General features: G+C 74.1%; 19 protein-coding genes and 1 pseudogene. 5 read left to right on the top strand and 15 right to left on the bottom strand.

Features of this window, described 5'->3' with window-relative positions; genetic code table 11:
* Positions 1 to 169: 169 nt before the first annotated feature.
* Positions 170 to 982 (top strand): DUF8842 C-terminal domain-containing protein, encoded by an 813-nt coding sequence (locus ACGRHY_RS21970; RefSeq protein ID WP_394638155.1) that lies wholly within the window; start codon positions 170 to 172, stop codon positions 980 to 982.
* A gap of 63 nt (positions 983 to 1,045) precedes the next feature.
* Positions 1,046 to 1,384, top strand: a complete 339-nt coding sequence (locus ACGRHY_RS21965; RefSeq protein WP_394637031.1) for a hypothetical protein — start codon at positions 1,046 to 1,048, stop codon at positions 1,382 to 1,384.
* A gap of 82 nt (positions 1,385 to 1,466) precedes the next feature.
* Here ACGRHY_RS21965 and der read toward each other — a convergent pair whose 3' ends face one another.
* From der to ACGRHY_RS21940, 5 genes are all read right to left on the bottom strand, one after another.
* Positions 1,467 to 2,933, bottom strand: a complete 1,467-nt coding sequence (der, locus tag ACGRHY_RS21960; protein ID WP_394637030.1) for a ribosome biogenesis GTPase Der — start codon at positions 2,931 to 2,933, stop codon at positions 1,467 to 1,469.
* A gap of 125 nt (positions 2,934 to 3,058) precedes the next feature.
* A complete protein-coding gene (locus ACGRHY_RS21955) occupies positions 3,059 to 3,772 on the bottom strand; it encodes a lysophospholipid acyltransferase family protein (protein ID WP_394637029.1) in 714 nt (237 codons plus the stop codon).
* Complete coding sequence (gene cmk / locus ACGRHY_RS21950; RefSeq protein ID WP_394637028.1) at positions 3,730 to 4,461, bottom strand: (d)CMP kinase; 732 nt, start codon at positions 4,459 to 4,461, stop codon at positions 3,730 to 3,732. The genes ACGRHY_RS21955 and cmk overlap by 43 nt, the downstream gene beginning before the upstream one ends.
* Before the next feature lie 123 nt (positions 4,462 to 4,584).
* The gene (locus ACGRHY_RS21945) at positions 4,585 to 5,673 is read right to left on the bottom strand and encodes a prephenate dehydrogenase (RefSeq protein WP_394637027.1); all 1,089 of its coding nucleotides are present in this window, start codon (positions 5,671 to 5,673) and stop codon (positions 4,585 to 4,587) included.
* Positions 5,670 to 5,885 carry a hypothetical protein gene (locus tag ACGRHY_RS21940; protein ID WP_394637026.1) on the bottom strand — a complete coding sequence of 72 codons (216 nt, stop codon included), beginning with the start codon at positions 5,883 to 5,885 and terminating at the stop codon, positions 5,670 to 5,672. Before ACGRHY_RS21940 ends, ACGRHY_RS21945 begins: the two co-directional genes overlap by 4 nt.
* Before the next feature lie 116 nt (positions 5,886 to 6,001).
* Here ACGRHY_RS21940 and ACGRHY_RS21935 point away from each other — a divergent pair.
* A pseudogene (locus tag ACGRHY_RS21935) lies at positions 6,002 to 6,268 on the top strand (DNA polymerase beta superfamily protein); the annotation flags it as partial.
* Positions 6,269 to 6,287: 19 nt separating this feature from the next.
* Here ACGRHY_RS21935 and ACGRHY_RS21930 read toward each other — a convergent pair.
* The 10 genes from ACGRHY_RS21930 to pyrG all read right to left on the bottom strand — a co-directional run bounded on the left by ACGRHY_RS21930 (position 6,288) and on the right by pyrG (position 17,797).
* Positions 6,288 to 6,440: a hypothetical protein gene (locus tag ACGRHY_RS21930; protein WP_394638219.1), complete on the bottom strand. Its 153-nt coding sequence runs from the start codon at positions 6,438 to 6,440 to the stop codon at positions 6,288 to 6,290.
* A 73-nt stretch (positions 6,441 to 6,513) separates the two neighbouring features.
* The gene (locus ACGRHY_RS21925) at positions 6,514 to 7,698 is read right to left on the bottom strand and encodes a pseudouridine synthase (RefSeq protein WP_394637025.1); all 1,185 of its coding nucleotides are present in this window, start codon (positions 7,696 to 7,698) and stop codon (positions 6,514 to 6,516) included.
* A gap of 22 nt (positions 7,699 to 7,720) precedes the next feature.
* On the bottom strand, positions 7,721 to 8,404 hold the full coding sequence (scpB, locus tag ACGRHY_RS21920) for an SMC-Scp complex subunit ScpB (protein ID WP_394637024.1): 684 nt from the start codon (positions 8,402 to 8,404) through the stop codon (positions 7,721 to 7,723).
* On the bottom strand, positions 8,401 to 9,537 hold the full coding sequence (locus tag ACGRHY_RS21915; protein WP_394637023.1) for a segregation and condensation protein A: 1,137 nt from the start codon (positions 9,535 to 9,537) through the stop codon (positions 8,401 to 8,403). The genes scpB and ACGRHY_RS21915 overlap by 4 nt, the downstream gene beginning before the upstream one ends.
* A gap of 26 nt (positions 9,538 to 9,563) precedes the next feature.
* Complete coding sequence (locus ACGRHY_RS21910) at positions 9,564 to 10,199, bottom strand: hypothetical protein (RefSeq protein WP_394637022.1); 636 nt, start codon at positions 10,197 to 10,199, stop codon at positions 9,564 to 9,566.
* Complete coding sequence (locus tag ACGRHY_RS21905) at positions 10,184 to 11,365, bottom strand: ParA family protein (protein WP_394637021.1); 1,182 nt, start codon at positions 11,363 to 11,365, stop codon at positions 10,184 to 10,186. Before ACGRHY_RS21905 ends, ACGRHY_RS21910 begins: the two co-directional genes overlap by 16 nt.
* Positions 11,366 to 11,810: 445 nt before the next feature.
* Positions 11,811 to 12,926 carry an alanine dehydrogenase gene (gene ald / locus ACGRHY_RS21900; RefSeq protein ID WP_394638154.1) on the bottom strand — a complete coding sequence of 372 codons (1,116 nt, stop codon included), beginning with the start codon at positions 12,924 to 12,926 and terminating at the stop codon, positions 11,811 to 11,813.
* A gap of 182 nt (positions 12,927 to 13,108) precedes the next feature.
* On the bottom strand, positions 13,109 to 15,307 hold the full coding sequence (locus tag ACGRHY_RS21895; RefSeq protein ID WP_394637020.1) for a tetratricopeptide repeat protein: 2,199 nt from the start codon (positions 15,305 to 15,307) through the stop codon (positions 13,109 to 13,111).
* 114 nt (positions 15,308 to 15,421) lie between these two features.
* Positions 15,422 to 16,090, bottom strand: coding sequence for an NUDIX domain-containing protein (locus ACGRHY_RS21890; RefSeq protein WP_394637019.1), 669 nt, complete (start codon positions 16,088 to 16,090; stop codon positions 15,422 to 15,424).
* 3 nt (positions 16,091 to 16,093) lie between these two features.
* Positions 16,094 to 17,797 (bottom strand): CTP synthase, encoded by a 1,704-nt coding sequence (gene pyrG, locus ACGRHY_RS21885; RefSeq protein ID WP_394637018.1) that lies wholly within the window; start codon positions 17,795 to 17,797, stop codon positions 16,094 to 16,096.
* 425 nt (positions 17,798 to 18,222) lie between these two features.
* On the opposite strand from pyrG, the gene ACGRHY_RS21880 reads away from it, so the two are divergent.
* Together ACGRHY_RS21880 and ACGRHY_RS21875 are read left to right on the top strand one after the other, a co-directional pair.
* Positions 18,223 to 20,034 (top strand): glycoside hydrolase family 15 protein, encoded by a 1,812-nt coding sequence (locus tag ACGRHY_RS21880; RefSeq protein ID WP_394637017.1) that lies wholly within the window; start codon positions 18,223 to 18,225, stop codon positions 20,032 to 20,034.
* Between the two features lie 192 nt (positions 20,035 to 20,226).
* Complete coding sequence (locus ACGRHY_RS21875; RefSeq protein ID WP_394637016.1) at positions 20,227 to 21,261, top strand: LacI family DNA-binding transcriptional regulator; 1,035 nt, start codon at positions 20,227 to 20,229, stop codon at positions 21,259 to 21,261.
* The last annotated feature ends 1 nt before the right edge of the window (position 21,262 follow it).

The following is a 21,262-nucleotide window of genomic DNA, read 5'->3' as shown; positions in this document are numbered from 1 at the left end:
CCCCGGTGTTCCCCGGTTCCCCGAGGGGAAGTGGAACGAACCGGCGCGCGTCGCACACCGCGCATCCGCCTGTGCGACCTGCGCTCCCCCCGGCGCGTTACCACGGCACTCGGTCCCCCGTTGTGCATGTGAACCAGAACCGAACGCCAGGAGTTTCCCCGTGTCCCCCATGCTCGATGTCAGCGACGACGTCCGCGCCGAGATCGGCGAGGAGGAAGCCGCCCGGCTGATCGCCGGTGACAGCGCCCCCGGCAGCTACGACTGCACCTCCTGCCGCGCCCCCGGCGACCCCGAGCAGGAACGCACCAGCACCGTGCTCTTCCTCGGCGAGGAGACGGCCGTACTCGCCTTCGCCCACGCGACCTGCATCCCGTCCCAGGTCGTCCCGGTCTCCGAGGAGCAGCTCAAGGACGCCGTCCGCACCATCACCGGCGGGCAGGCCGCCGACACCCCCGCGCCGGCCGGCGCGCCGCCCGCCGGTCCCGGGCCCGACCCCGCCTCCGCCCCGCGCCAGGCCGTACTGGGCGTGACCTGCGGCCAGGTGCTCATCGACGACCAACTCCACCCCGCCCTCGTCGTCGAGCCCACCGCGCCCATCACCCGCCCCGGCTCCGACGGCACCGGCGACGACTTCCTGCCGCTCCTCATCGAGCAGGGCTTCATGCCGGTGAACGACGTGGCCCGGCCCCCCGCGCCGGTCGGCGGCTGGTCCGTCCTGCTGGCCATGGGCCGACTCCACGCCATCCTCCAGCCGGGCCCCGCCGGCGGGCAGCCAACCTCCTGGTGGCAGGCGCACCAGCCGCTGCCCGTCACCGACGACTGGCGGACGGCGGCCAACCGGAGCCGGACGGTCCACGTCTACGCCGCACCGGTCGGCACCATCGGGCAGCAGCCGCGCGAGGACCTGCTGCGCGAGGCGCTGGAGAAGGCCGCGGCGGGCGGCCTCCTGGTGGCCGCGGCCATGCCGCTGGCGGGCACCTGAGGAATCCCCGGACCCTCGCCCCCGCCGCGTTTCCCCCTACCGGGCCCGCATCCGCCGGGCGGCGTGATCGTTGGCACTGACGTGCAGCCTTACGAACCTTCCCGCACCCGCAACGCGCATCTCAACCGCGGCCAGATCCCGGGGATGCGCGCCCCCCACGAGCCCATGTCGGGCCACTTCCCGGCCACTCCGATCTATGACGCGCTGTACGCCGAGTACCGGCGCCTGTTCCGGGCCCTGCCCGGTGACCGGAGCGGCGAGGAGGAGCTGCGGTTCACGGGATTCGGCACCGGGACGGCCCATTGGAACGGCGGGCCCCGGATCGGCGGCTTCCTCCCCGCCGGCCCGGCGCCCGCCGTCCTGCCGCCCGCTCCGCGGGACGGCCGCCCCTACGACCGGTGAGGGCCGCACCCCGCCGCGGACACGGCCGTCACCGGCCTTCCAGGGGCGGGGCGGGCAACGGCGCCCGCCCCGCCCCCTCACCTCACTTCTTGCGCCCGCGCTTCTCGCGCACCCGTACCGAGATGTGGACGGGTGTGCCCTCGAAACCGAACTCCTCGCGCAGTCTCCGCTCGATGAACCGGCGGTAGCCGGCCTCCAGGAAGCCGGAGGCGAACAGGACGAAGCGCGGCGGACGGGTGCCCGCCTGGGTGCCGAAGAGGATGCGGGGCTGCTTGCCGCCCCGGATCGGGTGGGGATGGGCGGCGACCAGTTCTCCGAGGAAGGCGTTGAGCCGACCGGTCGGCACCCGGGCCTCCCAGCCGGCCAGCGCGGTCTCGATCGCCGGCACCAGCTTCTCCATGTGGCGGCCGGTGCGCGCCGAGACGTTCACCCGCGGCGCCCACTTCACCTGGCCGAGATCGGTCTCGATCTCGCGCTCCAGGTAGTAGCGGCGCTCCTCGTCGAGGGTGTCCCACTTGTTGTACGCGATGACCAGCGCGCGTCCGGCGTCGACCGCCATGGTGATGATGCGGGTGTCCTGCACGCTGACCGGCTCGCTGACGTCGATGAGGACGACCGCGACCTCGGCCTTCTCCAGGGCGGCGGCCGTGCGCAGCGAGGCGTAGTAGTCGGCGCCCTCGGTCAGGTGCACCCGGCGCCGGATACCCGCGGTGTCGACGAACTTCCAGGTCCTGCCGCCGAGTTCGATCAGCTCGTCGACCGGATCACGGGTGGTGCCCGCCAGTTGGTCGACGACCACCCGGTCCTCCCCCGCCACCTTGTTCAGCAGCGAGGACTTGCCGACGTTGGGGCGGCCGATCAGTGCCACCCGGCGCGGTCCGCCGATCCCGCCGCCGAAGGTCTGCGGCGGCGCCTCGGGCAGCACCCCGAGCACCTCGTCCAGCAGGTCGCCGGTGCCCCGGCCGTGCAGGGCGGAGACCGGGTGGGGCTCGCCGAGGCCCAGCGACCACAGCATGGCGGCGTCCGCCTCGCCGGAGGGGCCGTCGACCTTGTTGGCGCACAGCACCACGGGCTTGCCCGCCTTGCGCAGCAGCCTGACGACGGCCTCGTCGGTGTCGGTCGCGCCGACCGTGGCGTCCACCACGAAGACCACCGCGTCGGCGGCCTCGATCGCGAACTCGGCCTGGGCCGCCACCGAGGCGTCGATGCCCAGGACGTCCTGCTCCCAGCCGCCGGTGTCGACCACCTTGAAGCGGCGGCCCGCCCACTCGGCCTCGTAGGTGACCCGGTCCCGGGTGACGCCGGGGCGGTCCTCCACGACGGCCTCGCGGCGGCCGAGGATGCGGTTGACCAGGGTCGACTTGCCGACGTTCGGCCGGCCGACGACGGCCAGCACCGGAAGCGGCCCGTGCCCGGCCTCGCCGAGCGCCCCCTCGACGTCCTCGGCGTCGAACCCCTCCTGCGCGGCGAGCTCCATGAACTCCGCGTACTCGGCGTCGCCGAGCTCACCGTGCCCGTGCTCGTCGCCGACGTGGGTCTGCTCGTTCATGAAGTCCTGTCCTCGTGGTGTACGTGTTGTCCGTGGCCCCGCGTGCCCCGTCGGGCACACGCGCTCTCCCGGGGCCGTGGCGCCCCCGCGCGCGGGGGCGCCACGGGTGCAGGCTCCAGTGTCGCCTAACCGCGCCCGGTGGTGCGCCGGGCGTCGGCCAGGTGGGCCGTCAGCCGCTCGCCGATGCGCACCGTCGCCTCGTCCAGCGCCGACCGGGTGCGCCTGCCACTGCCGTCGCCCGCCTCGAAGGGCCCGCCGAACACGACGTCGACGCGGGTTCGCAGCGGGGGCAGCGCGGGTATCGCACGCCCCCGCCTTCCGGCCGTCCCCAGTACCGCGACGGGTACGACGGGCGCCCCCGACCGCAGGGCGAAGTAGGCCAGACCCGAGCGGAGCGAGGCGAAGTCGCCCTCGCCCCGGGTGCCCTCCGGGAAGATCCCCAGCACACCGCCGTTGCCCAGCACTCCCAGCGCCCGGGTGATCGCGACGCGGTCGGCGGCCGTCCGGTCCACCTCGATCTGGCCGATACCGGTCAGGAAGGGGTCGAGCGGGCCGGTGAACGCCTCCTTCTTGATCAGGAAGTGCACCGGCCGGGGCGCGGTCCCCATCAGCAGCGGGCCGTCCACGGCGTGCGTGTGGTTGACGGCGAGGATCACCGGGCCGGCCGCCGGAACCCTCCAGGCGCCGAGCACCCTGGGCCGCCACAGCCCGTACATCAGGCCGATCCCGATGCGGCGCCCGACCGCGGCGCCCCGTGCGCTGGGCAGGCCCGGGTCGCCGCCCCTGTCCGCCGCGCTCACCTGGCCTGCTGCTTCTCTTCGACCAGGGTGACGACGCACTCGATGACCTGCTCCAGGGTCAGCTCGGTGGTGTCCACCTCGACCGCGTCGTCCGCCTTGCGCAGCGGGGAGGTCTTGCGGCCGGCGTCGGCGGCGTCCCTCTTGAGGAGGGCCTCGCGGGTGGCGTCCAGGTCGACCGGGCGGCCGGCGCCGCCCTTCAGCTCGCCGCCGCGCCGGGCCGCGCGGGCCTCGGGCGAGGCGGTGAGGAAGATCTTCAGGTCCGCGTCGGGCAGGACGGTGGTGCCGATGTCGCGGCCCTCGACGACGATGCCGGTGGGGGCTCCCGCGGCGATGGCGCGCTGGAGCTCGGTGATCCTGGTGCGCACCGCGGGCACCGCGCTGACCGCGCTGACCGCCCCGGTGACCTCCTGGGTGCGGATCGGGCCGGAGGCGTCCGTGCCGTCCACGGTGATGGTCGGCTCGGCCGGGTCGGTGCCGGAGAGGATCTCGGGGCGGCCGGCGACGGCGGCGACGGCCTCGGCGTCCCGGACGTCGATGTCGTGGGTCAGCATCCACCAGGTGATCGCGCGGTACTGCGCACCGGTGTCCAGGTAGCTCAGGCCGAGCTTGGCCGCGACGGCCCGTGAGGTGCTCGACTTGCCCGTGCCGGAGGGGCCGTCGATGGCGACGATGACGGGGGCCGGGGCGTCCGGGGACACGGAGGACGCCTGCCGGGAGGTTGCTGCCACGGTGTCGGGCACCTTTCTCGAACTGCTCGGAGCACGGGTCGGGACGCGGGCGCGGGGCGCCGGCGAGGGGAACGCCGGCACGCCCTCCCCGTCCGGCACAAGGCTACCGTCGGCCGGGGACCCCTACTGCTGCCGGATGGCCCAGCCCCGCTCGCGCAGAGCCGCCGCCAGCACGGGGGCGGCTCTCGGCTCGACCATGAGCTGGACGTGGCCGGCCTGCTGGCCGGTGGCGTGCTCGATCCGGACGTCCTCGATGTTGACGCCGACCCGCCCGGCGTCGGCGAAGATGCCGGCCAGCTCGCCCGGACGGTCGCTGATGAGCACCGACACCGTCTCGTAGGCGGCCGGGGCCTGCCCGTGCTTGCCCGGGATCCGGGCCCGTCCGCCGTTGCCGCGGCGCAGTACGTCCTCGATGCCCACCGCCCCGCCGGTGCGCTCGGTCTCGTCGGCGGACTGCAGTGCGCGCAGCGCCCGCACCGTCTCCTCCAGGTCGCCGGCCACCGCGGCCAGGACATCGGCCACGGGGCCGGGGTTGGCGGAGAGGATGTCGATCCACATGCCCGGGTCGGAGGCGGCGATGCGCGTCACGTCGCGGATGCCCTGGCCGCACAGGCGCACGGCCGTCTCGTCGGCCCCCTCCAGACGGGCCGCGACCAGGCTGGACAGCAGTTGCGGAGTGTGCGAGACCAGGGCGACGGCCCGGTCGTGGGCGTCGGCGTCCATCACCACGGGGACGGCACGGCAGAGCGAGATCAGCTCCAGCGCGAGGTTGAGCACCTCGGTGTCGGTCTCCGGGGTGGGGGTCAGGACCCAGGGCCGTCCCTCGAAGAGGTCGGCGGTGGCGGCCAGCGGGCCGGAGATCTCGCGCCCGGACATCGGGTGCGTGCCCAGGTAGGTGGCCGGGTCGCAGCCCAGCGCCTCGGCCTCCCGGCGCGGCCCGCCCTTGACGCTGCCGACGTCCAGGTAGCCGCGCGCCGCCTTCCGGCGCTGGGCCGCGGCGAGGACGGCGGGGATGTGGGCGGGTGGCACGGCCACGACGGCGAGGTCCACCGGCCCCTCCGGCGGCCGGTCGGTCCCCGCGCCCAGGGACGCGGCGGTACGGGCCTGGTCGGCGTCGTGGTCCTCCAGGTGCACCCGCACCCCGCGCCCGGCCAGCGCCAGGGCGACGGAGGTGCCGATCAGTCCGGTGCCGATGACGAGCGCGGTCCTCACCGCGCGATGTCCTTGCGCGGGGCGGCGGGGAAGCCGCTGCGCGGGCCCGGGGTGGCGGTGGACCGGACGCCGGCCAGGTGGCCGGCCGTCAGCGCGCTGCACTCCGGAAGCCCGGTGAGCGGTCGCGGGACCCGCTCGTCCATGTGCCCGGCCTCGTGCCCGGCCTCGTCCCGGTCCAACCGCACGGCGCCCCGCACCGCTCGTACCGTCACCTGCTCGCTCCCCTGCGTCCGCGGCTGCACTGCTGTTCCGACCAGCGTAGAGGTGCCGCTCAGGCTCCCGCGTCCGCGCCCGCCCTGCGAGACGGCCGCGTGCCGCAATCGCGGCCATGTCCTCCGCGCCCGGCATACCCGCGCCGCACGATCCGGCCCCGCACGATCCGTTGCGCGGCCACACCGTCCACTCCTGCGTGATGGGCTCGCGCGCCTTCGGCCTGTCGACCGAGGGCAGCGACACCGACCGGCGCGGCGTGTACGCCGCGCCGACCCCGCTCTTCCGGCGCCCGGACAAGCCCCCGCCCCATGTGGAGGGTCCCCGCCCGGAGGAGTTCTCCCGGGAGCTGGAACGCTTCTGCGCACTGGGGTGGAGGACTTCCTGGTCCGCGTCCGCCGCGCCTACGCCTGAGCCGGCCGCCCGGCGTCCGTGCGGACCCGGACGACCAGGTCGTGCAGAGCCTCCCGGCCCGCGGGCTCGTCCGCGCTCGGCGTCCCCGCGCTGGGCGAGTACGGGGCGCAGATCGGGGGCCCCGCCGCGGTCAGGGCCGACATGCGCCCATCCTGGCGGGTGGGCGCCGGCCCCGGTCAGGGGGTTCCCCGGCCGGGGCGTACGGCGGTCGGGCGGCTAGAGGTCGACCTCCCGCATCAGCATGCCGACCTCCGTGTTGGTCAGCCGGCGCAGCCAGCCGGACTTCTGGTCGCCCAGCGCGATGGGGCCGAAGCGGGTGCGCACCAGCTTGTCGACGGGGAAGCCGGCCTCGGCGAGCATGCGGCGGACGATGTGCTTGCGGCCCTCGTGGAGGGTGACCTCGACGAGGTAGTTCTTGCCGGTGTTCTCCACGACCTTGAAGTGGTCGGCGCGGGCGTAGCCGTCCTCCAGCTTGACGCCGTCCTTGAGCCGCTTGCCCAGGTCACGCGGGATGGGCCCCTGGATCGCGGCGAGATAGCTCTTCGCCACGCCGTAGCGGGGGTGGGTGAGGCGGTGGGCCAGCTCGCCGTGGTTGGTGAGCAGGATCAGGCCCTCGGTCTCGGTGTCGAGGCGGCCGACGTGGAACAGCCGGGTCTCGCGGTTGGTGACGTAGTCGCCCAGGCACTGGCGGCCCTCCGGGTCCTCCATGGAGGAGACGACACCGGCGGGCTTGTTGAGCGCGAAGAACAGGTAGGACTGCGTGGCGATCGTCAGGCCGTCGACCTTGATCTCGTCCATCTCCGGGTCCACCCGCAGTCCCTGCTCGACCACGATCTCGCCGTTGACCTCGACCCGGCGCTGGTCGATCAGCTCCTCGCAGGCCCGGCGCGAGCCCATGCCGGCGCGGGCCAGGACCTTCTGCAGCCGCTCGCCCTCGGCCTCGCCGAAGGTCCTGGGGAGCTTCAGGGCCGGCTTGGCGTGCCGTGCGCGGTTGCGCTCCTCGATCTGGGCGTCGTACTCGCGGGGGCGCGCCGGGAGCGAACGCCCGCGGGTACCGCCCTTGCCCCCCTGCCCGGAGCCGGTTTTGGGACCGGTTTTGGGGCCCCGCCTGGAGCCCTTGGGGCCTCCCGCCCCGGCCCCCGCCTTCGGTCCGCCCCGGGAGCCGCCCCCGGGCCCCTGCCGGCCCTCCTGGCCCTGGCCCTGCCGCCGGCCCTCGGCACCACCGGGCTTGGCGGACTTGCCCGCCCCGCCCGGCCCGCCCGGCCTGTCGGGCCTGCCGCCGGAGCCGGCGTCGTAACGGCGCTCCTCGGGGCGGGGGCGGCCCGCGTGCTTCTGCCTGTCGTCGCGGCTGTTGCCCGCGCCCCGGTGGTTCCGGTTGCTGTTCCTGCCGCTGCTTCGCATCAAGGTTTCCGTCTAACTGTCTCTAAGTCTGGGAATCGCCGCTGTCGTCCACGTCGAACGACGGCACGCCCTCCTGGCTCTCGGCCTCGACCGCGTCCGCCTCGGGGAGGAAGGGCGCCAGCTCCGGAAGCTCGTCCAGACCGCGCAGGCCCATCCGCTCCAGGAAGTAGTTCGTCGTCCTGTACAGGATCGCACCTGTTTCGGGTTCGGTGCCCGCCTCCTCGATCAGCCCGCGCTGGAGGAGGGTGCGCATGACCCCGTCGCAGTTCACGCCGCGCACGGCCGAGACCCGCGAGCGGCTGACTGGTTGACGGTACGCGACCACGGCCAGGGTCTCCAGCGCGGCCTGGGTCAGCCGGGCCTGCCGGCCGTCCAGGACGAAACCCTCGACGGCGTCGGCGTACTCGGGGCGGGTGTAGTACCGCCAGCCGCCGGCGACCAGCCGCAGGTCGAAGCCGCGGCCCTGCCGGGCGTACTCGTCGGACAGCTCGCGCAGCGCCACGGCGATCGCGCGGCGGGGACGCTGGAGCACCTTGGCCAGGTGCTCCTCGGTGGCCGGTTCGTCGACGACCATCAGCACCGCCTCCAGGGCGGGCCTGAGGTCCAGTTCGGCGACGGCGGAGGCGCCGGCCGGCGGCCGGGTCTCCTCCTCCGCCCCCGTGCCCGCTCCCGTCCCGGCCGTGCCCGGGTCCGCGCCCGTGCTCATCCGAGGCCCTCCTTCCCGTCGTCGCCTGTGCCCCTGCTCGCGCCGTCGACGGCGTCGAACTCGTCGGTGACCAGCGGCCGCGTCCCCTCCCCGCCGCTCCAGCGTACGGTGAGGCCGCCGAGGGCCTCCTCCTGTTCGAGGGCGACCGCGCGCTCGCGGTAGAGCTCCAGCAGTGCCAGGAAGCGGGCGACGACGGTGAGGGTGTCGGCCGCGTCCTCGGTGAGTGCCGCGAAGCTCGCCTCGCCCAGCTCCCGCAGTCTGGCCACCAGGATCTCCGCCTGCTCTCGTACGCTGACCAGCGGGGCGTGGATGTGGTCGACGTAGACCTGCGGTTCCGGCCTGGGCTGCATCGCCTTGACCGCGAGCCGGGCGAAGCCCTCGGGGCCGATGCTGATGACCACCTCGGGCAGCAGCTCGGCGTGGTGCGGCTCCAGTCCCACCGTACGCGGATGGCGGCGTGCCTCGGCGGCCAGGCGGCCGTCGAAGATCTCGGCGACCTGCTTGTACGCGCGGTACTGCAGCAGCCGGGCGAAGAGCAGGTCGCGTGCCTCCAGCAGGGCGAGGTCCGCCTCGTCCTCGACCTCGGCGGCGGGCAGCAGCCGCGCGGCCTTCAGGTCGAGCAGGGTGGCGGCGACGACCAGGAACTCGGTGGTGTGGTCGAGGTCCCAGTCGGGGCCCATGGCGCGGATGTGCGCCATGAACTCGTCGGTGACCTTCGACAGTGCGACCTCGGTGACGTCCAGCTTGTGCCGGGAGATGAGCTGGAGGAGGAGGTCGAAGGGGCCCTCGAAGTTGTCCAGGACCACCTTGAAGCGGCCGTCGCCGGGCCCGGCGTCCCCGTCCGTGCCCTCCTCGCCGTCCCCGGGCTCTCCGGCCTTCCCGGGCCGCGGCCGCCGTACCCGTTCCGGCTCGGGCCCGCGTACCGGAGCCGGTTCCCGTACGGGCTCGGGGCCGGGTGCGGTCGCGTGCCCGGCGTCGGCCGGACCGGCCGGTTCCGACTCCCCCGAGGGCTCGGGTCCGGGTACCGCCGGGGGTTCCGGGGGCCGCGGAGCGGCCGGCGCCGCCCCCGGCCCCCGGCCCAGTGGGCGGCGGGAGCGCCGGGGGTTCGGCGCGGGGTCGTCGGCGGTCGGCATCGCGGGGCAGGTTATCGCCCCGCGGGTCAGCGGCCCCGCAGGCGGCGCACCAGGATGCTCGCGTCGCCGCGCGCCTCCAGGTCCGCGAGGACCACGGCCACCGCCTCGCGGACGATCCGGCCGCGGTCCACGGCCAGGCCGTGCTCGCCGCGGAGCACCAGCCGGGCGTGCTCGAGGTCCATCAGCTCCTCGGCGGAGACGTAGACCGTGATCTTCTCGTCGTGGCGCTCGCGCCCGCTGGGGCGCCGGGGCGCGGGCCTGCCGCGCCGGGGCGCCGCCGCGCTCACGGCCGTACGGCCCCTGCCCTGGCCCCGGGCCGTGCCCGCGGCGGGCTGGGACGGGGGCTGGCCCGCGCCCCGGCGGGCCTCCGCCGTGTCGCGGCCGCCGCGGGCGGCTTTCTGGCCGGGCACCGGGGTCTGCCGGGGCTCGCGGCCGCCGGCATCCGGAACTCCGGCGGCTCCCGCCGCACGCTCCGGGCCGTCGCCGTCGTCCGCGGGGGCGTGCTCGCCCGCGGTGTCCCGCTCACCCGCCGGGGCGGGGAGCCGGGAGGCGGCGGAGGCGTCGCCGCCGGTGTGCTGCTGGGGGGGCGACGGCTGGACCGGGGACCCTCCGGTGGAACGGAACAGTTCGTCGGCTGCCGGGAGACTCACTCGGCGTGGCACCGGGCGAGCACCTCCCTGGCGAGCTGGCGGTAGGCGGCGGCGCCGACGGAGTTGGAGGCGTAGGTGGTGATCGGCTCGCCGGCGACCGTGGTCTCCGGGAAGCGGACCGTGCGCCCGATGACGGTGTGGTACACGTTGTCGTCGAACGCCTCGACCACACGCGCGAGCACCTCCCTGCTGTGCACGGTGCGCGAGTCGTACATCGTCGCCAGGATGCCGTCGAGCTCCAGTTCCGGGTTGAGCCGCTCCTGGACCTTCTCGATCGTCTCGGTCAGCAGCGCCACCCCGCGCAGCGCGAAGAACTCGCACTCCAGCGGCACGATCACCTTGTGCGCGGCGGTCAGCGCGTTGACGGTGAGCAGACCGAGGGACGGCTGGCAGTCGATGACGATGAAGTCGTAGTCGGGCAGCAGCGGCGTCAGGGCGCGCTGGAGCGTCGACTCGCGGGCGACCTCGCTGACGAGCTGCACCTCGGCCGCGGACAGGTCGATGTTGCTGGGCAGCAGGTCCATGCCCGCCACGGCGGTCTTCAGCAGCACCTCGTCCGTCGACATGCCCCGCTCCATGAGCAGGTTGTAGACGGTCAGGTCCAGCTCCATCGGGTTGACGCCGAGCCCGACGGAGAGTGCGCCCTGGGGGTCGAAGTCCACCAGCAGCACCCGGCGGCCGTACTCGGCGAGCGCGGCGCCCAGATTGATGGTCGAGGTGGTCTTGCCCACCCCGCCCTTCTGGTTGCACATCGCGATGATCTTCGCCGGGCCGTGCTCGGTGACCGGCCCGGGGATCGGGAAGTACGGCAGCGGCCGGCCCGTGGGCCCGATGCGCTCACGGCGCTGGCGGGCGGCGTCGGGCGCGAGGGTGGCCGCGTACTCGGGGTCGGGTTCGTACTCCGCGTCGGGATCGTAGAAGTGCCCCTCGGGGAGTTCCTCGTAGTGGGGGTCCGCGTGGTCGGCCGGCCGGCCGGTCTCGCCGCCTCTGCGGTCGGCGGCCATGGCGTTCGCCCGGTGGCCGTCCATGCTCTGATGGGCTGTCATGCTCGCCTGGTTCTGGTGGGCTGCGAAAGTCTGGACAGCGACGGAGCCGACGGCTTTAAGTCCCGAGGGGGCTTCGCCCCGCGAAGGCGTTCCCGGCCGACCACCCGGGGGAGTAAATGTCGACTCATTCACAAGTCGTCCTACCTCCTTGGTGACCAGGAAACTTCTAGACAGGTCAGCGTGGCACCATGCCGATGGTTGGCGACTCTATGGCGTGTCGGCCGTCCACAGCAACACAATCCGCCGCAGACGGCCGGATGTGTCGGCAACCATGTACCCGTCTGTCAAGGGTGTAACAGCCGCGCGGACGGGGTCTTCCGGGGGCGCGGAAGGGGTGAAGTACGACAATCGCGGCGAGTTGACGCCACGCCGGCCCGGAGCCGGCCCCGCCTTGGGGTCAACTTCCGGTCGCACACGGCAAACCGCCGAACGGAACCCGGAGGGCCCGGGGTCCGGTCGGCGGAACGGCGGTGGCGGTGTTGACGGGTGACGTTGACGCGCACCGTTGACCGCCACCGGCACTTCACATGACGACTTGTCTACTCTGTCGGCGACCCGTCGGCCGTCCGCCGGGCCGTCAGCCGAGCAGCGCGGCCGGCTCGCGCACCGGCAGCCCGTGCGCCTCGGCGACCGGGCCGTAGGTGACCTCGCCGTCGTGGACGTTGAGGCCCCTGGCGAGCGCGGGGTCGCGGCGCAGGGCGTCGCGCCAGCCGCGGCCGGCCAGCTCGACGATGTACGGCAGCGTGGCGTTGGTCAGCGCGTACGTCGAGGTGCTCGGCACCGCGCCGGGCATGTTGGCGACGCAGTAGAAGACCGAGTCATGGACGGTGAAGATCGGCTCCGCGTGGGTGGTGGGGTGCGAGTCCTCGAAGCAGCCGCCCTGGTCGATCGCGATGTCCACGAGGACGCTGCCCGGCTTCATCCGCGACACCAGCTCGTTGGTGACCAGCTTCGGCGCCTTGGCGCCCGGGATCAGCACGGCGCCGACGACCAGGTCGGCGTCGAGGACGGCCTTCTCCAGCTCGTACGCGTTGGAGGTGATCGTCCGCACCCGGGTGCCGAAGATCCGGTCGGCCTCGCGCAGCTTGCGCACGTCCTTGTCGAGCAGGGTGACGTGGAAACCCATGCCGACGGCGATCTGGGTGGCGTTCCAGCCCGAGACGCCGCCGCCTATGACCACGGCCCGGCTCGGCGCGACGCCCGGCACGCCGCCGGGAAGCACTCCGCGGCCGCCGGCCGAGCGCATCAGGTGGTACGCGCCCACCTGCGGGGCGATCCGGCCCGCGACCTCCGACATCGGCGCCAGCAGCGGCAGCGCGCGGTCGGCGGTCTCCACCGTCTCGTAGGCGATGGCGGTGGTGCCCGAGCGCAGCAGCGCGTCGGTGCACTCGCGGGACGCGGCCAGGTGGAGGTAGGTGAACAGCGTCTGGTCCTTGCGCAGCCGGTGGTACTCCTCGGCGACCGGCTCCTTGACCTTCAGCAGCAGTTCGGCGGTGGCCCACACCTCGTCGGCGCTGTCCAGGATGACGGCGCCGGCCTCGGTGTACTCGCGGTCGGGGATGGAGGAGCCCTCGCCGGCGCTCCGCTCCACGTGGACCCGGTGCCCGTTGCGTACGAGTTCGTGCACACCGGCCGGGGTGATGGCCACACGGAACTCGTTGTTCTTGACTTCGCGGGGGATGCCGACCTTCACGTCGATCACGGTCCTTGTCTCATGGGGGTGTCATGGTTGCGGAATGGACCGGGGCCCACCCCACCGCACCGGCGCATGGGGTAAATGTCGGATGCGGTCGAGCGGCCGCAGCTCGGCCAGTTTAATGAAGGGTTTCTCCCTGTCCAGCCTTGCAAAGGGTCAATTTTTGCGAGGATCGCTATCTATTTCGCAGGCCAACTGCCGCTCTTGGTAGTGCGCGGGGCTCCTTCCAGCATCCACCGCGCCACCGCGGGGCGCGAACGGGCGCCGTCTCCCACGCCCCTCTCCGCGCCCCCGTCTCCGTGCGCCGCTCCCGGACGCCCCCACCGCAGGGCCCGGCGGCGGGTGCGCCGCGCCTCCTCGGTGCGGCCCGCGTACTCCTGGACCCCGGCCACCTCCTCCAGCGCCCGCGCGTACGCCTCGCCGTCCCGCAGCCGCCGGCAGGCCGCGGCGCAGGCCCGCCAGGCGCGCAGAGCCTCCTCCCAGCGCCCCTCCCGCAGTTGCGCGGCCCCGATCAGCCCGTGCAGCCGGGCCTCGCCGGCCGGCTCGCCGCGGGTCTGGCACAGCGCCAGCGCCCGGCCGTACCAGTCGCCGGCGCGCCGGTCGTCACCCAGGTGCGCGTAGGTGTCACCCAGGGATTCCATCGCCCGGGCGGCCGCCGCCGCGCTCCGGTCGCCGCCGCGCCCTCCGTCGGCCCGGGCGGCCTCCAGCGCGGCGCGGTAGCGCGTCAGCGCCCGGTGCGGGCGGCCGGCGTGGGTGTCGAGGTCGCCGAGGTCGAGCAGGATCGCGGCGCGCTCGCCGTGCAGCCCGCGCCGCTCGGTGACGGGCAGCAGCAGTTCGTGGAACCGGTACAGCTCGAAGGCGGCCGCCTCGGATCCCAGGTGCGCGGTCAGCGCCCCTGCGAGGGCGGCGGCCAGCCGCCGGGCCAGGGTGTCCAGTTCCCCGTCCGCCACGGCGGTGCGGGCGGCCGCGCGCAGGCCCGGCATCCGGGGGCCGAGCCAGGCGGCAGCGGCGGCGCGGCTTTCGAAGCGCAGCGCGCGCGGCAGCTCGGCCGCCGCCCGGCGTGCCGGTGAACCGGGCGGCTCGGCCGCGGCCCGACAGGACCGCAGCAGCCGCACCGACCGCTCCAGCGCCCGGGCCCGGGCCAGCCTCACGTCCTCCGGGCGCTCCCGCTCCTCCAGCACGGCGGCGAGCACGGGGGCGAGGCAGCCCGGGACCGCGTACAGCCCCGGGGTGGCGGTGGTGCGCAGCAGGCCGAGTCCGGTGAAGGCCTCCAGTGTGGCCGCGGCCTCGTCGGCCCGGCACCCTGCGAGGGCCGCGGCGGTGTGGGCGTCGGCGAGTCCGGCCGGGGCGAGCGCCAGCAGGCGCAGAAAGCGCGCCGCGGAGGGCGGCAGCGAGCCGTGGACCAGGTGGAAGGCGCGCACCAGTGGCCGGGCGACCGGAGCGGGGCGGGTGCGGGGGCCGGGGAGGGCGGTTCGCGCGGGGCCGGGGAGGCCACCGGGGAGACTGCCGGGGTGGCCGCCGGGCACGCGTCCCGACGCGTCCTCGGGTGCGTGGGCGTCGTCCGCCGCACCGCCGGGGAGGTCGTCGGGGAGCCCGACGAACCGCCGGGCCGCCTCGGCCACGGATGCCATGGGGTGGGCCGCCAGCCAGCCTCCGACCAGGACGAGGGCCGCGGGACGCCCGCCGCAGGCCTCGGCCAGGGACTCCGCCGCACGCGGGTCGACGGTGACACGCGGGGTGTCCCCGGCCCACTGCTCCAGCAGGGCGACGGCCGCCGCTGCGTCGAGCCCCTCCAGCGTGCGGGGCCGCACATCCGGGATGCCGGTCAGCGGTCCGCGGGAGACGGCCAGCACGAGGCAGCCCCGGCTGTCGGGCAGCAGGCCGTGAAGCTGCTCGGGAGCGGCCACGTCGTCCAGCAGGAGCAGGGCTCGACGGTCTGCCAGGGCGGCGCGCAGCGCCTCGGCGAGCTCCGCGTCCCCCGCCCCGGCGGGAGGCACGGCCGCGGGACCGCCGGCCGTGCCGCGGGCAGCGGCGAGAGCGCGGAGCAGATCGCGGGCGGTGCGTTCGGTGGGGACGGGGGTGCCGTCCGGGTCGCTGAGCCGGGCGCGCAGGATCCCGTCGGGGTAGTCCGCGGCCACCCGCCGCGCGAACTCCTCCGCCAGCGCGGTGCGGCCCGAGCCGGGCCGGCCCGCGACGAGCAGGACGCGGCAGCGGGAGGAGGAGCGGCCGGAGAGGGTGTCGAGCCCGGCGCGTTCGACGTCGTCGCGCAACCTGTCCAGTTCGCGCCGCCGTCCGAGAAGAACGCCCGCTGCCCCGCCTCCGTCCACGGCTCCGGCGGACGGGGCCGGTCCGCCGGTGTGCACCGCCTGATCCGTCACGGCTGGAAGGGTAGTTCACCGCGGACGGTCCGCACCGGCGCTCCGCGCCCCGGGCGCGGAGCGGCCGCTCCGCGCCCGGGGCGCGTTCACACTCCGGCCGTCACGGCCGGCTTCTCATGCCTCGAAGGGCCTCGCGGGCCAGGGCGCCTCGGCCGGGCGCAGGACGTCCAGACCGCCCTCGGTCCGTGCGGCGGTCAGCGCCATGACGCCGGTCGCCAGGCAGTTGTTGTGCAGGTCCCCCGCCAGCGCGCCGCGCACCAGCCGTGCCAGGGGTACGCGGGCCACCTCCATGTCGGCCTCCTCGTCGCTGACCTCGAAGCGCTCGCCCTCGGCGTCGGACAGGTCACGGGCCAGGAAGATGCGCACCGCCTCGTCGCTGCCGCCGGGCGAGGTGTACAAGTCGATCAGCACCCGCCAGTCCTCGGCCCTGACGTGCGCCTCCTCGTACAGCTCGCGCCTGGCGGCGCCCAGCGGGTTCTCGCCGGGGACGTCGAGCAGGCCGGCGGGGATCTCCCACAGCTTGTGCCGCACCGGGTGCCGGTACTGGCTGATCACCAGCACCCGGTCCTGCTCGTCGAGTGCGAGGACGGCCACCGAGCCGGGGTGGACCTGGTAGTCGCGGGCGGCGACGGAACCGTCCGGCATCACCACACGGTCGGTGCGCACACTGGTCTTGGCGCCCTCGAAGGGCGTCTCGGAGGCGGTGACCCGCCACTGCCGCGGGATGTCCCGCGGAGCCTGTCCGCCCGCGGGCCCCCCGGCCCGCCCGTCCTTCTCCGCCACGGCTCAGGCCCCCTCGCCCGACGCGGCGGCGGTGGCGGTCCGGGGGGCGGCGCCGGAGCCCTGCTGCCGCTTCACGGCCGCCCCGACCAGGCCGGCGAAGAGCGGGTGCGGGCGGGTGGGCCGGGAACGCAGCTCGGGGTGGGCCTGGGTGGCGACCAGATAGGGGTGGTTCTCGCGCGGGTACTCCACGTACTCCACCAGCTTGTTGTCCGGTGAGGTACCGGAGAACACCAGACCGGTCTTCTCCAGCTCGGCCCGGTAGGCGTTGTTGACCTCGTAGCGGTGGCGGTGGCGCTCCTCGACGTACGGCTCGCCGCCGTAGACCTCGCGCACGATCGAGCCCTCGGCGAGCTTGGCCGGGTACATCCCCAGCCGCATGGTGCCGCCCATGTCGCCCTCACCGGCGACGATGTCGAGTTGTTCCTCCATGGTGGAGACCACCGGGTGGGGCGCGGCCTGGTCGAACTCGGTGGAGTTGGCGCCCTCGATGCCGGCCAGGTTGCGGGCGGCCTCGACGACGATGCACTGCAGGCCCAGGCACAGGCCCAGCAGCGGGATGCCGTTCTCGCGGGCGTAGGTGATCGCGGCGACCTTGCCCTCCACGCCGCGTTCTCCGAAGCCGCCGGGGATGCAGATCGCGTCCACGTCGCCGAGCTGCCTCCTCGCCCCGCCGGGGACGCGGCAGTCGTCGGAGGTGACCCACTTGATCTTCACGCGGGCGTTGTTGGCGAAGCCTCCGGCCCGCAGCGCCTCGGTGACCGACAGATAGGCGTCGGGCAGGTCGATGTACTTGCCGACCAGTGCGACGGTCACCTCGTGGTCGGGCTGGTGGACACGGCGCAGCAGGTCGTCCCACTGGGTCCAGTCCACGTCGCGGAAGGGCAGGCCCATCCGGCGCACCACGTAGGCGTCCAGGCCCTCGGTGTGCAGCACCTTGGGGATGTCGTAGATGGACGGGGCGTCCTTGCAGGCCACCACCGCCTCCTCGTCCACGTCGCACATCAGCGAGATCTTGCGCTTGATGGAGACGGGCACGTCGCGGTCGGCGCGCAGCACGATGGCGTCGGGCTGGATGCCGATGTTGCGCAGGGCTGCGACCGAGTGCTGGGTGGGCTTGGTCTTCAGCTCGCCGGAGGGGCCGATGTAGGGCAGCAGCGAGATGTGGACGACGAAGACGTTGTCGCGGCCGACCTCGTGCCGCACCTGACGCACGGCCTCCAGGAAGGGCAGCGACTCGATGTCGCCGACGGTTCCGCCGACCTCGGTGATCACCACGTCCACGTCGTCGGTGGCCATCCGGCGGATGCGGTGCTTGATCTCGTTGGTGATGTGCGGGATGACCTGCACGGTGTCGCCCAGGTACTCGCCGCGCCGCTCCTTGGCGATGACCGTGGAGTAGATCTGGCCGGTGGTGACGTTGGCGGAGCCGTCGAGGTCGACGTCGAGGAACCGCTCGTAGTGGCCGATGTCCAGGTCGGTCTCGGCGCCGTCGTTGGTGACGAACACCTCACCGTGCTGGAAGGGGTTCATCGTGCCGGGGTCGACGTTGAGGTACGGGTCGAGCTTCTGCATGGTGACCCGCAGTCCCCGCGCCTTGAGCAGGGCGCCCAGGCTGGAGGCGGTCAGGCCCTTGCCGAGCGAGGAGGCGACACCCCCGGTGACGAAGAGGTGCTTGGTCGTCATGGATGTCGAGGATCGAATCGGCATGGCCAAGAGGGGGCTCCCGTGGTCGCGAGGTGACGTGCGCTGCGGCCGCCCCGGCCGGATCGGCTCGACCGGCGGGGGTGCCGTCGCTGCGGTTCGGGGGTTGTTGTGCCCTCCGCTCCACGGGCTACCAGGGTATCAGCGGCGCGTCCGGGCTGCCCAGGCACGGCCCACCGGCGCCCGGGCCATGGCACAGTTACCGGGGCGGCTGCCCGTACGACGGTCCCGGCGATCGTCACCGAGGCCGTCCGCCGCGGTTGTCAATCACCGGATTGTTGTCACCCGGAAGGGCCTGTCACCCCTAAGGTGACCTCGGCGCGGGACATCTGGCCGCGTCGTATCCTGCTCAGACTGTCCGTGCGGGCCCTACCGTGCGGCAGGACGGAAAACCGCACGTCCCACGGGGCGTAGCCACTGTTCGACTGGAGATGCTCGTGGCCGGGCGCATCGAGGATTACGCACTCATCGGGGACATGCAGACCGCCGCCCTGGTATGCCGGGACGGTTCGGTGGACTGGCTGTGCCTGCCCCGGTTCGACTCGCACGCCGTCTTCGCCGGGCTCCTGGGCACCGAGGAGCACGGCTTCTGGCGCCTGGGCCCCGCCTACCCCGCCGGCCAGGAGCCGCCGGTGGCCAGCCGCCGCCGCTACCGGGGCGACTCCCTGATCCTGGAGTCCGAGTGGGACACCCCGCGCGGGACGGTGCGGGTGATCGACTTCATGCCGCCGCGTGAGCACCACGCGCCGCAGCTCATCCGCATCGTGGAGGGCGTCAGCGGCCGTGTGCCGATGCGCTCGGCGCTGCGGATGCGGTTCTCCTACGGCTGGGTGGTGCCGTGGGTGCACAAGGTGGACGGCCGCACCGTCGCCGTCGCCGGCCCCGACTCCGTGTGGGTGGACTCCGAGGCCGACACCTACGGCAAGGACCTGACCACCTACGCCGACTTCACCGTCGCGCCGGGCGACCGGGTGGCGATGACCATCAGCTGGCAGCCCTCGCACAAGGAGCCCCCGGCACCGGCGGAGCCGGAGACGTCCCTGGCTGCGACCGAGGACTTCTGGCGCGACTGGGTGCGCCAGTGCACGTACCACGGCCCGTACCGGGAGGCGGTGGTGCGCTCGCTGATCACGCTCAAGGCGCTCACCTACGCCCCGACCGGCGGCATCGTCGCGGCCCCCACCACCTCGCTGCCCGAGCACATCGGCGGCGTGCGCAACTGGGACTACCGCTTCACCTGGCTGCGCGACGCGGCGATCACGCTGTCGTCGCTGCTGCGCACCGGCTACCGGGAGGAGGCGCTCGCCTGGCGCGAGTGGCTGCTGCGCGCCGTCGCCGGTGATCCGGAGAACCTGCAGATCATGTACGGCATCGCCGGCGAGCGCGAGCTGGGCGAGACGGAGCTTTCCTGGCTGCCCGGCTACGAGGACTCCCAGCCGGTGCGGGTCGGCAACGGCGCCGCCTCCCAGCTCCAGCTCGACGTCTACGGCGAGACCATCGAGGCCCTTCACCTGGCGCACATGACGGGCCTGGCGCGCAACGACTACGCCAGCCTCCTGCAGATCAAGCTGATCGGCTATCTGGAGGACCACTGGAACGAGCCGGACGAGGGGATATGGGAGGTGCGCGGCCCGCGCCGCCACTTCGTGCACTCCAAGGTCATGGCCTGGGTGGCGGTGGACCGCACGATCCGCCTGATCGAGTCCGGTGAGGCGGACGGCCCGCTGGAGCGGTGGCGCGCGCTGCGCGACGAGATACACCGCGACGTCTGCGAGAAGGGCTACGACCCCGAGCGCAACACCTTCACCCAGTCCTACGGGTCGAAGGAGCTGGACGCCTCCCTGCTGCTGATCCCGCAGGTGGGCTTCCTGCCGCCGGACGACAAGCGGGTCATCGGCACGATCGAGGCCATCCAGCGCGAGCTGTCCACACCGGACGGCTTCGTGCTGCGCTACCCGACCTCGGGCGAGCACGCGGGGCTGGACGGGCTGGAGGGCGACGAGGGCGCGTTCCTGGCCTGCTCCTTCTGGCTGGCCGACGACCTGGCGATGATCGGCCGGGTGGAGGAGGCGCGCAGGCTCTTCGAGAAGCTGCTCTCGCTCCGCAACGACCTGGGGCTGCTCGCTGAGGAGTGGGACTCCCGTCTGGGACGCCAGGTGGGCAACTTCCCGCAGGCGTTCAGCCACGTTCCGCTGATCGACACCGCCCTGCGGCTGACGGCCTCGGGCGCCTACGGCGGCTGACGGCCCGCCCCCGCGCCGTCCCGCACGGCACCGCCCGGCGACGTCCGTTTCCCGGACGCACCGGGCGGTGCCGTGTCACGGTGCTGTACAACGTACGACGGGGTCGTGGAAGCGCTCTCACCCACAGAGCGAGCCGACCGCCCGCGTCCGGCGGTAGCGTCGGGATTCCGCGAGAGAAGGAGTTGTTCGCCCGTGCACGGTCCCAGACCCACCCTCGAAGCGGTCGCCGCCCACGCCGGGGTCTCCCGCGCCACCGTGTCGCGTGTGGTCAACGGGGGCGCCGGCGTCCGCAAGTCCCTCCGGGACCGGGTCCAGGCATCCGTGGCCGAGCTGGGCTACGTCCCCAACAGCGCGGCGCGCAGCCTGGTCACCCGCCGCACCGGTGCCGTCGCCGTGGTGATCGCCGAACCGGAGACCCGGGTGTTCTCCGACCCCTTCTTCGCCCAGCAGCTGCGCGGCATCAGCCGCGAGCTGGCGGCGTGCGACACGCAACTGCTGCTCATGCTGCTGGAGGGCCGCACGGACTACGACCGCATCGGCCGCTACCTGGCGGGCGGGCACGTGGACGGCGCGCTGATGTTCTCGCTGCACCGCGACGACCCGCTGCCGTCCATGGCGAACGCCTCCGGCCTGCCCACGGTCTTCGGCGGCCGGCCGGGCTGGCCCGGCGCCGAGGACGACCCCGAGCTGCTGTACGTGGACACCGACAACCGGGGCGGCGCCCGGCAGGCGGTGGAGCACCTGCGCCGGCGGGGGCGGCGGCGGATCGCGGTGATCACCGGCCCGCTGGACCAGACCTCCGCCCTGGACCGGCTCGACGGCTATCTCGACGCCCTGGGCGTGTCCGGGCCCGACCCCGCTCTGGTCGCCCACGGCGACTTCACGGCCGAGGGCGGCGAGCGGGCCATGGCCGAGCTGCTGGACCGCTCGCCCGGCCTGGACGCGGTGTTCGCGGGCAACGACCTGACGGCCACGGGCGCGCTGCGGACGCTGCGCGCCCGCGGGCTGCGGGTGCCGCAGGACGTGGCGGTGATCGGCTACGACGATCTGGAGCAGGCCGCCTGGTCCGAGCCGGCGCTGACCACCGTGCGCCAGGACATCCAGGGAATGGGACGGATGATGGCGGAGCTGCTGCTGCGGCGGCTCGGGCTGGGCGGCGCCTCCGGCGGCGAGCGGCCGGCCCCGGTCGTCACCCCCGCACGGCTGGTCGTCCGCGCCTCCGGCTGAC

Origin of the sequence: Streptomyces shinuiensis, from assembly GCF_043660855.1 — a bacterium.
In the GTDB taxonomy this organism is placed as follows: Bacteria; Actinomycetota; Actinomycetes; order Streptomycetales; family Streptomycetaceae; genus Streptomyces.
Note: the sequence above shows the minus strand (reverse complement) of the source record. Positions and strands in the feature narration are given on the sequence as shown.

Bases quoted from the DNA above. Each gene is read 5' to 3' on its own strand.
- ACGRHY_RS21925 (WP_394637025.1), bottom strand. From the start codon at position 7,698: ATGCGAAGCAGCGGCAGGAACAGCAACCGGAACCACCGGGGCGCGGGC.
- ACGRHY_RS21930 (WP_394638219.1), bottom strand. From the start codon at position 6,440: ATGTCGGCCCTGACCGCGGCGGGGCCCCCGATCTGCGCCCCGTACTCG.
- ACGRHY_RS21880 (WP_394637017.1), top strand. From the start codon at position 18,223: ATGCTCGTGGCCGGGCGCATCGAGGATTACGCACTCATCGGGGACATG.
- ACGRHY_RS21970 (WP_394638155.1), top strand. From the start codon at position 170: ATGCTCGATGTCAGCGACGACGTCCGCGCCGAGATCGGCGAGGAGGAA.
- der (WP_394637030.1), bottom strand. From the start codon at position 2,933: ATGAACGAGCAGACCCACGTCGGCGACGAGCACGGGCACGGTGAGCTC.
- scpB (WP_394637024.1), bottom strand. From the start codon at position 8,404: ATGAGCACGGGCGCGGACCCGGGCACGGCCGGGACGGGAGCGGGCACG.
- ACGRHY_RS21915 (WP_394637023.1), bottom strand. From the start codon at position 9,537: ATGCCGACCGCCGACGACCCCGCGCCGAACCCCCGGCGCTCCCGCCGC.
- pyrG (WP_394637018.1), bottom strand. From the start codon at position 17,797: ATGCCGATTCGATCCTCGACATCCATGACGACCAAGCACCTCTTCGTC.